The organism is Corallococcus sp. AB018, assembly GCF_003986945.1.
In the GTDB taxonomy this organism is placed as follows: Bacteria; Myxococcota; Myxococcia; order Myxococcales; family Myxococcaceae; genus Corallococcus; species Corallococcus exiguus.
In genome coordinates this window covers 1-13,592 of record NZ_RAWR01000258.1, presented here as the reverse complement: position 1 = coordinate 13,592, position 13,592 = coordinate 1, and the positions used below count along the sequence as shown (strand labels likewise).

The window sequence follows — 13,592 nt, the reverse complement described above, 5'->3', positions numbered from 1 at the left end:
GCGTCAGATGTGTATCAGAGACAGCCCCAGCCCCCCATCACCTGCAACTCGAAACCGCCCTCGGGGTTCCTGTGCCGCACGAGGATGACCGTCCCATCCAGGTGGGCCAGCGTCATCGGCTCCAATGTCCCTCCGGCCTTCCCCCAGTCATGCACCGCGGACAGCGACAGCATGTACTGCAAGGGATTGCGTGGGCGGCCGAAGAGAAGGTGCTGCGCGTCCAGGACGACTTCTGCTCCCATCAGCCGCGCACCCAGCACGTCCGAGGCGAAGGCCTCCACGTACACAGGTCCCAGCAGGCCCGTCACCACCGCCCCGGCGGGGTGGTAGTCGGGGTTGCCTCGGTTGTTGTAGCGACGCACCAGGTGCCCGGACAGCAGGGTGTAGGACTCCAGGGCGCCCATCCACAGCGAGTTCGGGGCATCCCCTCCCACCGTGAGGATGCGCACCACCTGGCCCCAGTCGGACAGCGTGTCCCAGTCCTCCTTCCGCACGAGGCCGGCCCCTTCCCCACCGCCCCACATCCGCAGCCGCACCGGGGCACCCAGGCCGAGGTGAAGCACTCCGGGTCTGGCGACCACCAACCGCGGCGCCACCTGCAGAAAGCCCTCGTCTCGTCCCACCGTCCCCCGCGAATGCAACGCCAACGTCGTGGTCTCCAGGCTCACGAGGTTCGCCCAGCGCGGGCTTGAGTCGGGCGGCGAGGGGCGCGGAGGAGCGTCCTTGAGCTGTGCCTCTCCCTCCTCACCGGAAGGCTCGAGCGGTACGAACCCATCCGTCTCGGTGAAGAGGGAGTCCACCACCGCTTCAGAGTCCTGGGAGTCGGCAGGCTCCTCCGCCCACCCCGCTCCGGATAACAGCGGCAGCAACACGACGGCCCAGCTCCGACGCACGAACATCGACGCCTCCCGAGAAGGGATCCACTATCGGACGGCCGAAGCCAAAGCGGACCTGGAGGTGAGCAATGCTCCCTCACGTCCCCGCGATGCTCCTCGACGTTGGCGTGAGACTCAGGGAAACGTCACGTCAGGGGCCGGCGTGGTCCCAGGCCGGATCCTCCGCCGCGAACTGTTGGATCCACCCTCGCACGGTGAGTCCCGCGCCGTTCGCGGCTTCCGGCTGGGAGAGGAGCACGTGAGGATTGCCCGGCAGGTAGAAGGTCTTCACGTTCGGCGCCGCGGAAGCGCGGGCCGCCTCCAGGCCGGACTGCACCTGCGCGCCCTCCAGTCCGAAGTAGAGGGAGATGGTGCCGTCCTGGAGGTACCCGAGCATCCCGTAGCGCCGGGGAGCGGTGAGCAGCCGCGCGGACGCGCCCAGCACCGCCGACAAGCCCGTGTCGCACCCGGTGCAGCCGGGAGGGAACTCCATGCCCCAGCTCGCGCGCATCGTGCCGTAGCGGCCATCCCCCTGTGTGTTGATGATGAGCCCCGAATCATTCAGCACGTCCACCCGCGCCCAGGGCAGGGCCTTCTGCACGCGCCACGCGTGGAACGTCGCCCCGTAGCCGCCCGCGCTGATGCCGGTGAGCCAGACGCGGTCGGCCTGGGGGAAGGTCGGCTGGAGCCGTCGCAGGTACGCATCCATGTTCCGGGCGCCGACGTGTTCGACCTTCTTGGGGCCGAACCAGTCATACGTCTGGATGCGGGTGCCCGCGTGGAGGTCGCCCGTGCAGTAGGGGATGTAGACGAAGCTCGCGTCGCGGAAGGGATTGCGGACGTCGTCGCGGTCGAAGAGCGCCGCGAGTTCCGGCGCGCGGGCCTCGGCCAGCACGGGATCCGCACCCATCGTGTCGGTGATGTGCGTGGCCGTGCCCAACGCGCAGGCGGCGGCCTCCCAGCACGCGCCACCGCCCGCGAGGAAGACGACGACCCGCTTGGAGCGGTCCGTGAGGTTGACGGCCATGCCCGTGGACGTCCCGTTCGCGCAGTGGGCGTCGGAGACGGGCACGAACGTCCAGGATTCACGGGGCGCGTCGATGGGGGCGCCCGCGTCCACCGTGTAGGGGATGGACGGGAGATCGTAGTCACCCGCTCCCGCGTCCGGCGGTCCCCCGCTGTCTCCGGGAGGATTCGCGCAGGCGGAAAGGACCAGGATGCCCAGGAGCGTCACGAGGCGGGTCGGCATGTCTTTCAATAACACACATGCCGTGCGGTGCTCGCGCTTGATTCGCGCCCGCGTCAGTGCTCGCTCCCTGTCAGGCTGGATCCAGGTTCCATGCCCCCTCCTCCCAGCGCTTCAGCACCTCCGAGGCCTCGAACGCCGCCAACCCTTCGCCGCCCGCTGCATGCTCCAGGACGGCCTTCGCTTCGTGGGTCCTGTAGCGAAGCAGGTATGCCGCTGCCGCGACTCGAACATCCATTCGTGAGTGCTTCAGCAGGACCGTGAGTGCCTCGCGACCTTCGTCGCCGATCTCCCGAAGCTTCCTCATCGCGGCCTGGTACTTCTTCGCGTGCTTGTTACCGGTCTTGGAGTCTCCCCGGAAGATCGCGTCAGTCTGCGCCTCAACGTGAGAGGCGAATTCATCGACGAGTGCCGCAGGCGTCATCGCCAGATTCCCTTCTTGATGTTTTCGATGCTGCGCAGGCCGAATGCCCGTTGAGATTCAAGCGTCTGAGCACTCAGCCACTGCCGCACGGTCAGTGATTCCGAGCCGGTGATGAACGGACGTTTGGACGAATAGAACGCGCTCACGAGGTTATGAAGTGCTTTCTCGAGCGGAACGATGTTCTCCGTATTGTGGAGCGCCTGCGGCCCAAAGCGCGCCACGTTCCCATTCGTTTGTTCCACGATGTGGTGCCACTCCTTACCCTCTCCTGCTGGCCCCATGGCCCGCTTGAACGACTTGAAGGACGAGTAGCCTTTCGGGCCGCCCGGCGACGTAGCCTCCTGCGGACCTCCTCCGTTCCCGCCTCCTGATCCTGCCGCGTCTCCGGCCCGCTGGAGGATGATCGCGGCCCCAGGCCCCGCGCTCAACACCGACGCTGCATGCCCCACTGGCACAACGACGCGCTCCAGCGCCAGTGCCCCCTCCGCGGACAGCGCGAGCACAGGCACCGTGGCCTCCGCCCCCGCCGCTAGGCCCGTCACCGTGCGTGTCGTCGCCGATGCCGCTCCCCAGGTGGCGAAGATGCTCGTCGTCAGCCGCGCCACCTCGCGAATCTGCTCTCCTTCCGTCATGTACTGGAAGCGCTCCCAATATGCGGGCGACGACGAGATGAGAGCTGCCAGGCCGGCAGGCAGGTTGCTCAAGCCAACAAGGCTGTCCATGGGGCGGGAAAGCGCGTGCCCCAGTGCATGGTACAGATCAGCAAAGGCGTCCTCGGCCCCATCCAGTGAGCGGTTGATGACGTCCGCGTCGTCGTACACCTCCGCTAGGGGCCGCCGGTCCGAAGCCTGAAGCCGCGCGTCCACGGCGCGGAAGACCCCATCCTTTCCGCTGTAGAAGCGGCCCAGTTCGAAGCCGTTCGCGCGGAAGGCCCCGTCCCGCCACACAATGGGCGCCACCTTCTGCTGCGTGCGTCCGGTCAGGGCCCAGGCGAGGTAGCCATCCGGCCGGAGCACCGCCAATTGCTCGCGAGAAATCCTCATCACCCTCCGAGCCAACTCCTCGCGAGAAACCTCGCCTCGCTCCAGCACCTCTTGCAAGAGGAAGCCTGCCGCCATGCGCGGTGGAAAGGTGCCAAGCGTTACTGGCTGTTCCATCAACCGGCCCAGCACCTCCACCGCGTCGTCCGGCGTGAAGGGATTGCGGCGCAGTGGAAGCTCGTCTGGATCTTCCAACCCGGCTCGTACCAGCAGCTCCTCAAAAGACTCCAAGTCCAGCAGGCCCATATCCAGGGCCTGCCGTGAAACCTTTCCGGAGGGAGCAATGAGGACCGTACCAACTGGCACGCGCTGTCGAAGGACTCGCGAGCCTCCTCTTCCGGAAGCTGATTCCACACCAGCACAGCCTGCCAGCAGCAAGACACAGCCTAGAACTGCGACACATGAAAACCGCATCGTCCACCCCAGGGCGCCCTATGGAAAATGTGCGCCTCCGAATCCTCCCACCCGACAAGGGAGTACCCTCGAAGGATAGCGTGACGAGGGAGGCATCGTGGACGGAAGCGAGCACATCGCTTGGCCGGGCGGGCTCGGTTGCTGGCCATTGAGAACATCGGGAAAGGGCTCTAGTGATGAAGTTGGAGGATCTTGTCGCGCAGTTTGCCCGGAACGTGGTCGCGCAGAACCAGGCCATCTTCCGGGGAGACGCCAAGACCGGGAACAAGCACGCCAGGAAGTACGGTGCCGCCGTCGACAAGCTCCTGGCCCACGGCAATGTCGGACGTGACGCTCTCGCAGTGCTGCTCAAGCATGAGCGAATGGACGTGCGTGTGATGGCTGCCGCACATCTGCTCCGCTACCGGACGGCCGAAGCCAAAGCAGTCCTGGAGGAAGCGGCCAAGGGACAGGGACTGGTCCCGTTTGGAGCGCAGCAGGCATTGAAACGCCGGGAGGCAGGAACCTGGGCGCTCGATCCCGGTTAGCTCACCTCGAGCGAAGGACCCGCATTCGCGCCCGCGTCAGCGCTCCATCCGCGCCAGGAAGTGGGCCGCATGGCGGGGCCTCGTGCTGTTGTCGTAGGGGCCCGGGAGTGGTGATGCCCAGCCGCCGCCACGTTCACGGTGGGCGCGCTGTCCGCCACCGCCTCCCCAGGGCGACGGACGGAAGCACCGTTCTGGAGACAGCCCCCTCGCTTCCGTCCTGGCTCCTGTAGCGAACGAGGACGGAAGCGATTGCGTGGGGGCGCCCTGCCCTTCAGTACAGGGCCCGCGGCCTTACGGCAGGTACGTCACCTCCAGCTTGGGATGCTTCGACGCGTCCGGGGACTCACGCGAGTAGTAGCTCGTGAGGTAGTACGGGCTGGAGAGCCGGAAGGAGACCCGCCGGTCGGAGGCATCCGAGGCGGCCTGGAGAACGGGGATGAAGTTCGTATCCTCCGTGACGCCCACCTGGTCGAAGTACGGGTTGTTGGTGGGGTACCAGAGCCACCACCAACCCAGGGGGGAACCGGTGGCCGCAGGCTGGTTGTTGTACGTGATGCTGTACTCACCCCAGTTGTTGTCCGGCACCAGGTACGTGTAGACGTTGCCATCGCCACCGGGCGAAACGCCCCAGAACGCCGTGGCGGACAGCTTCACGGACTGGATGACCGCCCCCGCGGGGATGCTGGCCAGGTTGAACCGCAGGAAGATCTTCCGGTCGAAGCCGTAGTTGATGACCAACTCCTGCGCGCTTCCGTAGTTCCAGTCGGACTCCCCCCAGTAGTCGTGGTTGACGTAGGCATCCGCCTCCGGCTCCAGCACCGTGGTGACGGGTCCCAACTCATAGGTGAGCGTCAGCGCCGGACGCTGGGCCGCGTTGGTGACCTCACGCGAGCGGTAGCGCGTCTTGTAGCCCGGCGAGTGCAGCCGGAAGCTCACCTGCTTGTCACCCGCCAGCTCCCCCTGCACCACGGGGATGAGCGCGGCATTGGAGTTGATGCCCCGCTTGTCCTCCGGCGTGAAGTCGTACCAGAGGAACCACTCGCCCACCGGGGTCGCCGCCGGTGCGGGCCGGTTGTTCCAGGTGATGCCCATCTCTTGCCACGAGTCATTCGCGACGAAGGACGTGTACACGTTGCCGTCGCCCCCGTACGCGTAGCCGTCATAGGCCAGCGCGCTGAGGCTGGCGGCCGTGATGACCGCGTTCGCGGGCAGACTGCTCAAGTCGAACCGCAGGTAGGCCTCGGCGTACCCCCGGTTCACGATGAACGTCCCATGGTTCCCGAAATTCGAGTCCGGTCCGTCCGGCGAGACGTAGGAGTCCGCGACGGGCGTGAGCGTCACCGTCGTGGACGCCGCCAGCGCCAGTGACGGGGCCGATAGAGCGGCCACCGCCAGCAGGGTTGTTACAGAAGATGTCGACGGAAGTCTGAAGCGACTCATCATGTCTGCCTTTTCGTGAAGAGAGCATCGATTGCTCCCAATCTCACGGACACGATGGAGTCGGTGTGTATTCAGGCCGGGTTGCATCCCGGGAAATGGAGGGTCGGCCATGAACCAGGCCGCCCGCGCTCAAGGGAAGGTCACATTCCCGAGCGTGATGCTCCGAGGCCCATCTGCCTCCCAGAGCTTGAGCGAGAAGGGCCCGTGGACTTCGGCCGCCGGAGCCTCTGCCTCCACGATCACGCGTCCTTCGCGTTTTCCCGGAAGGATGGACGTTGCTTGCCACACATGCAGGACCTTCAACTCCTGGCCAGACCTGTCTTTGAGCGTCGCCCCCTCCGCCCTCCACGGCAGCGCTCCGGACTTCACCTCAATCCATACATCCACGGCCACCAACTTGCTGGAGCGATAGCTTTTGAAGGTGGTCGCCTTCAGTCCGCTGGCCGGTGTCTTCGCGATGTCCCTTGTCAGGACCTGACCCGCCACACCGCTCGGGTCCAATCCGTCATGGATGAGGAGCCCCGTCAATCCACCCGGCATCTCGTGGTCAGACGCCATCCGAGCCAGTTCGCCCTTGCAACGCAAGACCTCCGCGCGCGCATCCCGGATTTCCTGCTGATACGTCTCAATCGTCCGCTGATTCCGATAGACCTCGATGGTGGCCTCTGCTTTCGCGGGATGCACCTTCAGCAGGAACACGGCGGTCGATGGCGCCGCACCGTTCCGGAAGCGCACTGTCATCTTGAACCGATCGCCCGGAGTGGTGCTCACCGAAGGCACGATCCTGAGGGTGGCCTGCCCCACATCGACCAGGGAGAAGCGTTGTCGGTCTTCCAGTTCAATGCTCTCCCGCTGCAACTCCGAGTCGAAGAGAAGCATCGTGGAAAGGCCCGGGCTGACCACGACTTCACTGACGCCCTCTGTACCCTCCGGGCTCAATTCGATGCGCCGCGCACCTGGCACTGAAGACGAAGCCTCCGGCTGCGCAGCCACCGCATTCCCTATGAGAAGCAGACCCAGGAGGACGACCCGTGATGAAGGAGGCACTCGACAATCTTTCCGTTCGATTCGCTATTCGAACTCAGCGACCGCCTTCACATCGGCGATCGTAAAGATGCGCGCCCGGGAGGGAGCGTCGTCGCCTGGTTCTCGCGCCACCCCCCTCGGCCCCTCTTCCGCATGGACGTCAAAACAGACGGGAAAGCTGTCGCCCTCGGGCGTCGTCGCCCAGGTGAGGCGAGCATAGACACGGTCACGCACGATGCTCCGCCCTGACAGGGCGGTCCTGCCCGGAAGGCCCTTCCAGTCGCCAATGCTGTAGACCTCAACGGGCCCCTCTCCGATTGAAATGACCCGGGGATCTCCCATGGCTAAGCGCGCCGGATGCTTGTCCCCAATGGCTATCCCCCACTTCGCCATGGCCTTCGCCGAGCCAATCGGACACGGCTCCGGCGGCGGAGGCTGGCGCACCTGCGGTCCAGGACACGCGAGCGCCGTGCAAGCCGCCGCAGTGCTCACCGCACGGGCCATGACGCCCAGTCCTTTCTTCGCGGGCTTCTGGGGAAAACGAAGGGGCTGCGTGTCTTTCGGCGGCGTCGTCACGGTGGCTGAATCCTCCTGGAGCGTCGCGGGGAGCGCGACGGCCGCGGCGGTGGCCTCCGGCCCGGTGGGGGCCGCGGCGCGGTCAGCTTGAGGCGACTCGGAGGAAGCCGCTACTTCCTGACGGGCCGGGTCGCCCCCCTCGATTCGGGACGGCCAGAGCATCCGCGTCGCCCCCGCTGCGAACAGCACCAGGACCAGCGCAACCGTCGTCCACGCCCGCGAACGCCCACGTGGTTTCGGCGCCGCCTTCACGAGGGGTTGGGGGACGGCCATCGCGGCTTCGGCGGCGGGCGGAGCTGCCCGCTTGCCCCGGCGGGGCCGGTACAGGGGCGCACGCAGCCACAGTTCCTCGCTGTCCCGGCCCCCTTCCGTCGTCGCGCTGTCCTCACCGTAGGCATCGCAGAGCGGCACGTTCCACTGCGCGTCCGCGCCCGCCAGCACCCGCTCCAAATCCGTCACGGCGGCCAGGGCACTCAACGTGCGCGTCTCCGGCGTCTTCTCCAGCAGGCGCATGCACACATCGCTCAGCGCTCGGGGGACCCGTGCGTTCTCCACGTGCGGCGCCACCGGCTCGCGGTTCATGACGGCCTCGATGAAGCTGGGGTCGTCGGCCTCGTCGAAAGGCTTCCGTGCCGTCAGCAGCGCGTAGAGGACCAGGCCCATTGCCCATAAATCGTCCGGAGGCCCGGCCTCGTAACGGGCACCGAGCACGTGGACATGCTTCCGGAAGAAGCGCCACGCCTCCGGGGCGCGGTACTCCGGCGTCGCCGGCGGAAGGATGTCCACCGTCAGCCCCCGCGCGCCCTCGTAATCGCCGATGCCGAAGTCCAGCAGCTTGGCCACGCCGTCCGAGGCCCGCACCATGATGTTGGCTTCCTTCACATCCCGGTGCAGCACTCCCACCGCGTGCGAAGCCGCCAGCGCCCGCGCCACGCCCAGCACCACGCGCGCCACCTGTCGCGCAGTGGGGTTCTCTTCGTCCGCCCAGACGTCCAGCCGGCGCCCGTCCACGTACTCCATGGCGATGACGGCGAATTGCGGCGCCCCGGGCGGCCACAAGCCGTATCCCTGAAGTCCCACCACGTTGGGGTGGTGCAGCTTCAAGAGGATGGAGACCTCCCGCTCCACCCGCTCACCCACGCGGGGCAGGTGCAGCAGCTTCAAGGCGAAGGGCTGGCCCGCGTTGCGCGCGAGGTACACCGTGCCGAAGCCGCCCTGCCCCAGCTGACACTCCACCGCGTAGCCCAGCACCTCGGCCCCGGGCGGCAGGATGGCGGGTGGCGGCCTCATGACGTCCTTCCTCGGGAACTTCGGGCCACTCGCATGCGACGTCCTCTCCGCGCGGGCGTGCACGCTGCCAGCAGCCCGGTGTCGTCTGATAAACCTCGCGCGGCACCTGGGATGCCCCAGCTGCGCATCCTCCTCCACCTGCTCCCGAGCGGGTCCCATGAATGAAGAACTGGCCATCACCCTCGGCAGAACCGCCCGTGCCGCCCGCGAAGAGCAGGGCCTGACGCAAGCCGAGGTAGGCCCCCGCGTCGGCCTTCTCTCCACCGTCTACAGCCGCCTGGAGCGCGGGAAGATGCTGCCCAGCGTCCCAACGCTCTACCGGCTGTGCACGGAGCTGAAGGTGTCCCCGGAGGACATGCTGGGCCTCACCGCCCTGGTGCGAGGCCGCAAGGGCCAGCGCCCGCGCCCGCGTGAGGACGAGACCCCCGCCCTGCGGCGGCTGCTCTACCTCGCGCGCAAGCTGGACGCGGAGAAGCTGGAGGCGCTCCTTCATGTCGCCACCGTCCTGACCCGCTGAAGGCGGCTACTTCCGCGGGGGCAGTCCTCCGAACTCGTGCTCCTCCAGTCCTTCAGGGAAGAGGCCACCCTCGCCGAACTCCACCGCGTCCCGCAGGCAACTGCCCTCGGCCAGCACGAGCGCCACCTCTTCGGAAGCCTCGTGGCGCCCATAGCCCGGGTCCCGTTCCGCCAACGCGGCACGGAGCGCGCCACACAGGTCCGCCGCCGTGGCGAAGCGCTCCGTCGGGTCGGCTCGCAGGGCCGTGTGCAGCAGCGCCTTCACGTCCGGCGAGAGCCCCGCGACCGCCGCTTCGACGTCCGCAGGGCTGAACCTCGCGAGCAGGATGCGCATCTGCGTCAGCGGCAGGGAGGGGAGGATCTCAATCCGCAGGGGCGCCAGTCCCGTGGGGACCAGGTGCACGTCCTGCACGTCGAAGAGGTGCTTGCCGGTGAGTAACTCCACCAGCAGCACGCCCAGGCTGAAGACGTCGGAGCGCGGAGACAGCGGCTGCTTTTCCAGGTACTCGGGCGAGGCATAGGCCACGTCCCCCCGGACGAGGTTCATGGGGGACTCCTCGCGCCCCACCATCATCGAGTACGCCGCGCCGAAGTTCGTCAGCTTCACTCCGCCGTGCGCACCCACGTAGACGTGCCGGGGATTGACGTCGCGGTGGATGATGCCGAGCGGCCTGCCCTCCTCGTCCGTCAGCGCGTGTGCATGGAGCAACGCCTCCGCGAGCTCCGCGCCCACGTAGAGGCCAAAGGCCTCGGAGACAGGCCTGCCGCGCGCAACCCCTGCGCTGACCAGCGTCTCCAGCGAAGGCCCGTCCACGTGCTCCATGACGACGTGCAGGAAGTCCTCGTGCACCTTCCGGAAGTAGACCTGGGCGATGCCGGGATGGTTGAGGCGGAAAGCCAGCTGGACCTCCTCCACCAGCCGCTTGCGGCGCAGGTAGGTGGAGGGGTTGGGCAGCCTGCGCACGAGGCAGAGGCCCGACAATGCGTCGTCTGCTTCCTGTCTCCGACGGGCCAACATCAGCAGCTCCCCCGTCTGCATCCGCACCAGCTCGCGGACGGCCTCGTAACGGATGCCATCGACGCAGAAGAGGAAGCGCGGCGCCGCGGGCGTCGGCGGAGGCTGGCGACGCGCGGGCTGGGTGCTACCTCCGCGGTCGGGGGTGGACGGGGTCATGACTCCTCCGGGCATGAGCAGGGGCGCGAGCGCGCCGCACGGGGAGTCTTCACTTATTGAACTTTAAAAGTCCACCATGCTGAATCTATCAGGTGTTCTTCATGACCGGCGCGACGCCCTCCGCCTCTCAGGAGGTACCCAACGTTTGCTTCAGCTTCGCCAGCAGGTTGAGCGCGTCCAGCGGCGTCATCCGGTCGATGGATGCGGTCCGGAGTGACTCCAGCACCTCCGCATGCTCGGGAGGCGCGGCCACGGGAGCCGGCTGCGGAGCCCCACCGAACAGGCCCAGCTGTCCCGCGTTCACCGGGGCCACGCGCTTCGTGGAGCGCACCGCCACGCGGGGACGTCCCGCGTCATCCAGCTCGCCGGACTCCAGGTTCTGGAGCAGCTCGCGGGCGCGCGACACCACCTCCGGCGGCAGGCCCGCGAGCTTCGCGACCTCGATGCCGTAGGAGCGGCTGGCCCCGCCAGGAATCAGCTTGCGCAGGAAGATGACCTTGCCGCCCTGCTCCTTCACGGCGATGCACAGGTTCTTCACCCGGGGCCGCTCGCGCGCCAGGTCCACCAGCTCGTGGTAGTGCGTGGCGAAGAGCGAACGCGCGCCCACCTTGTCGTGGATGTGCTCCGCCACCGCCCACGCGATGGACAAGCCGTCGAACGTGGACGTGCCACGGCCAATCTCATCCAGGATGACCAGGCTCTTCCTCGTGGCGTGATGGAGGATGTGGCTCGTCTCCGTCATCTCCACCATGAACGTGGACTGCCCTCGGGCCAGATTGTCCGCCGCGCCCACGCGCGTGAAGATTCGGTCGCACAGGCCGATGCGCGCCGCCTTCGCCGGCACGAACGAGCCCGCCTGCGCCATCAGCGCCGTCAGCGCCACCTGCCGCATCACCGTGCTCTTGCCCGCCATGTTCGGGCCGGTGATGACCAGCAGCTGCGCGTCCTCTGGATCCAACCGCACGTCGTTGGGGACGAAGGACTCGCCGGAGCCCAGCATCCGCTCCACCACCGGGTGCCGGCCGCCCGTGATCGTCAGCCCCTCGCCCGTGTCCACCTGGGGCCGCGTATAGCCGTACTCCGCCGCGCACCGCGCGAAGGACACCAGCGCGTCCGCCGTGGCCACCGCCTCCGCCGCGGAACGGATGCGCGGCGCCGCGGCGATGACCTTCGTGCGCAGCTCCTCGAACAGCTGGAGCTCCAGCACCACGCGGCGCTCCTCCGCGGTGAGGACCTTCTCCTCGTACTCCTTCAGCTCCTCGGTGACGAAGCGCTCCGCGCCCACCGTGGTCTGCTTGCGGATGTAGTCCTTGGGCACCGCGTGGAGGTTCGCCTTCGTCACCTCCAGGTAGTAGCCGAACACCTTGTTGTAGCGGATCTTCAGCGAGGAGATGCCCGTGCGGTCCTTCTCCCGCTGCTCCAGCTTGAGCAGGTAGTCCTTGCCCGTGGTGGACAGCGCCACCAGGTCATCCAGCTCCGCGTGGTAGCCCGGCCGGATGAAGCCGCCGTCGCGGATGACCACCGGCGGCTCGTCCGTCACCGCGCGCATCAGCAGGTCCGCCAGCTCCGGCAGCGCGCCCAGCGGCCCGGACAGCGACTTCAAGAGCGACGCGTCACACCGCGCGAGCGCCGCGCCCAGCTTCGGCAGCTGCGTCAGCGACAGCCCCAACGCGCGCAAGTCACGAGCGTTGCCCGCGCCCAGCGACAGCCGGCCGCAAAGCCGCTCCAGGTCGCCCACCTCCTTGAGGGTGGCCACCAGCTCCTCGCGCCACACGCTCTTGCCGGACAGCTCCTCCACCGCGTCCAGCCGCGCTTCGATCTCCGGCAGCGAGCACAGCGGCGCGGACAGCCAGCGCGCCAGCTTCCGCGCGCCCAGGCCCGTGGCCGTCCTGTCCAACACGCCCAGCAGCGACCCCTTGCGGCCGCCGTCGCGCAGGCTCTTGAGCACCTCCAGGTTGCCCCGCGAGGACTCGTCCATCACCAGGCAGCCCGCGCGCTCCTGGCGCGACAGCCGGTCCACGTGCGCCGCGGGCGTCTTCTGCGTGTCCTTGAGGTAGCGCAGCGCGGCCCCGGCCGCCCCGGTGGCCAGCGGCGAGCCGTCCAACCCGAACGCGGACAGCGACTGCACGTTGAAGTGCGAGCGCAGGAACGCGGAGGCCCGGGTGTGCTCGAAGGCCGCGCCCTCGCTCTCCGCCACGGCCGGCACGCGCGACAGCCGCTGGCACACCTGAACCACCTCCGGCGCGTCCCGCATGCCCTGCGGCACCAGCAGCTCGCGCGGCTCCACGCGCGACAGGCCCTCCACCAGCTCCGACAGGCCCTGCGCCTCGAAGGTGTAGAACTCGCCGGTGGACGCCTCCAGCAGCGCCGCGCCGAAGCCCGCTTCCCCCCAGCACACGGCCGCGAGGAAGTTGCTGGCCTGCGGCTCCAGCACCTCGTCGTCCAGCACCATGCCGGGGGTGATGACCCGCGTGACTTCCCGCTGCACGATGCCCGGCCCCGCGCCCGGCTCCGTCACCTGCTCGCAGATGGCGACCTTGAGGCCGTGCTCCACCAGCTTCGCGATGTACCGGCGCGAGGAGTGGTACGGCACCCCGCACATGGGGATCTTGTCCGCGCCCTTGGCCCGGGCCGTGAGGGTGATCTGGAGAAGCTCCGAGGCCTTCACCGCGTCCTCGAAGAACATCTCGTAGAAGTCACCCAGCCGGAAGAAGAGCACCGTGTCCGGATGGAGCGCCTTCACCTCCAGGTACTGGCGCATCATCGGGGTCAGGGAAGCGATCTCCCGCGCACCCGCGGGGGCCTCTCCCGTTCCGACTTCCGGAGTCGTGTCCACGTCGGGCAGCACCACGTCCGCCGCCTTGCCTGTCTTCGCCTGCTGCGTCAACGCCATCCCCGACCTTCTCTCACGACCTTACCCCCGGATCAACGAACCGGCGCCCCTACCTGGTGCGTATGCCTACCACCGGCGTCCGACATTTCGGCGGGCTCCTTTCCGAAAACGGTTTGCTGGCCCTCCGCCCCCCGGCAGGCTGCCCGGCGAC

Annotated in this window: 11 protein-coding genes; 2 read left to right on the top strand and 9 right to left on the bottom strand. The window is 67.8% G+C overall.

The window, feature by feature from the left end; genetic code table 11:
* Positions 1-14: 14 nt before the first annotated feature.
* The 4 genes from D7Y11_RS37140 to D7Y11_RS37125 form a co-directional block, all read right to left on the bottom strand.
* Positions 15-899 carry a hypothetical protein gene (locus D7Y11_RS37140; protein ID WP_233607510.1) on the bottom strand — a complete coding sequence of 295 codons (885 nt, stop codon included), beginning with the start codon at positions 897-899 and terminating at the stop codon, positions 15-17.
* 127 nt (positions 900-1,026) lie between these two features.
* Entirely contained in the window at positions 1,027-2,124 is a 1,098-nt protein-coding gene (locus D7Y11_RS37135; RefSeq protein WP_126936042.1) for a pectin acetylesterase-family hydrolase, read from the bottom strand.
* 70 nt (positions 2,125-2,194) lie between these two features.
* Complete coding sequence (locus D7Y11_RS37130) at positions 2,195-2,545, bottom strand: DUF2019 domain-containing protein (RefSeq protein ID WP_120580425.1); 351 nt, start codon at positions 2,543-2,545, stop codon at positions 2,195-2,197.
* Positions 2,542-3,831, bottom strand: coding sequence for a hypothetical protein (locus tag D7Y11_RS37125; RefSeq protein WP_126936041.1), 1,290 nt, complete (start codon positions 3,829-3,831; stop codon positions 2,542-2,544). The genes D7Y11_RS37130 and D7Y11_RS37125 overlap by 4 nt, the downstream gene beginning before the upstream one ends.
* 344 nt (positions 3,832-4,175) lie before the next feature.
* Between D7Y11_RS37125 and D7Y11_RS37120 the strand changes: the two genes are divergently transcribed.
* Positions 4,176-4,526 carry a DUF2019 domain-containing protein gene (locus D7Y11_RS37120; protein WP_120580427.1) on the top strand — a complete coding sequence of 117 codons (351 nt, stop codon included), beginning with the start codon at positions 4,176-4,178 and terminating at the stop codon, positions 4,524-4,526.
* A 291-nt stretch (positions 4,527-4,817) separates the two neighbouring features.
* On the opposite strand, the gene D7Y11_RS37115 is transcribed toward D7Y11_RS37120, so the two are convergent.
* The 3 genes from D7Y11_RS37115 to D7Y11_RS37105 form a co-directional block, all read right to left on the bottom strand.
* Positions 4,818-5,969 (bottom strand): DNRLRE domain-containing protein, encoded by a 1,152-nt coding sequence (locus D7Y11_RS37115; RefSeq protein WP_158624544.1) that lies wholly within the window; start codon positions 5,967-5,969, stop codon positions 4,818-4,820.
* 126 nt (positions 5,970-6,095) lie between these two features.
* On the bottom strand, positions 6,096-7,013 hold the full coding sequence (locus D7Y11_RS37110) for a DUF2381 family protein (RefSeq protein ID WP_169819861.1): 918 nt from the start codon (positions 7,011-7,013) through the stop codon (positions 6,096-6,098).
* 24 nt (positions 7,014-7,037) lie between these two features.
* Entirely contained in the window at positions 7,038-8,858 is a 1,821-nt protein-coding gene (locus D7Y11_RS37105) for a serine/threonine-protein kinase (RefSeq protein WP_126936040.1), read from the bottom strand.
* Between the two features lie 157 nt (positions 8,859-9,015).
* On the opposite strand from D7Y11_RS37105, the gene D7Y11_RS37100 reads away from it, so the two are divergent.
* On the top strand, positions 9,016-9,375 hold the full coding sequence (locus tag D7Y11_RS37100) for a helix-turn-helix transcriptional regulator (protein WP_120580430.1): 360 nt from the start codon (positions 9,016-9,018) through the stop codon (positions 9,373-9,375).
* A 6-nt stretch (positions 9,376-9,381) separates the two neighbouring features.
* On the opposite strand, the gene D7Y11_RS37095 is transcribed toward D7Y11_RS37100, so the two are convergent.
* Both D7Y11_RS37095 and mutS read right to left on the bottom strand, forming a co-directional pair.
* On the bottom strand, positions 9,382-10,548 hold the full coding sequence (locus D7Y11_RS37095) for a serine/threonine-protein kinase (protein ID WP_126936039.1): 1,167 nt from the start codon (positions 10,546-10,548) through the stop codon (positions 9,382-9,384).
* A gap of 127 nt (positions 10,549-10,675) precedes the next feature.
* Positions 10,676-13,441: a DNA mismatch repair protein MutS gene (gene mutS / locus D7Y11_RS37090; RefSeq protein WP_126936038.1), complete on the bottom strand. Its 2,766-nt coding sequence runs from the start codon at positions 13,439-13,441 to the stop codon at positions 10,676-10,678.
* Positions 13,442-13,592 lie beyond the last annotated feature (151 nt).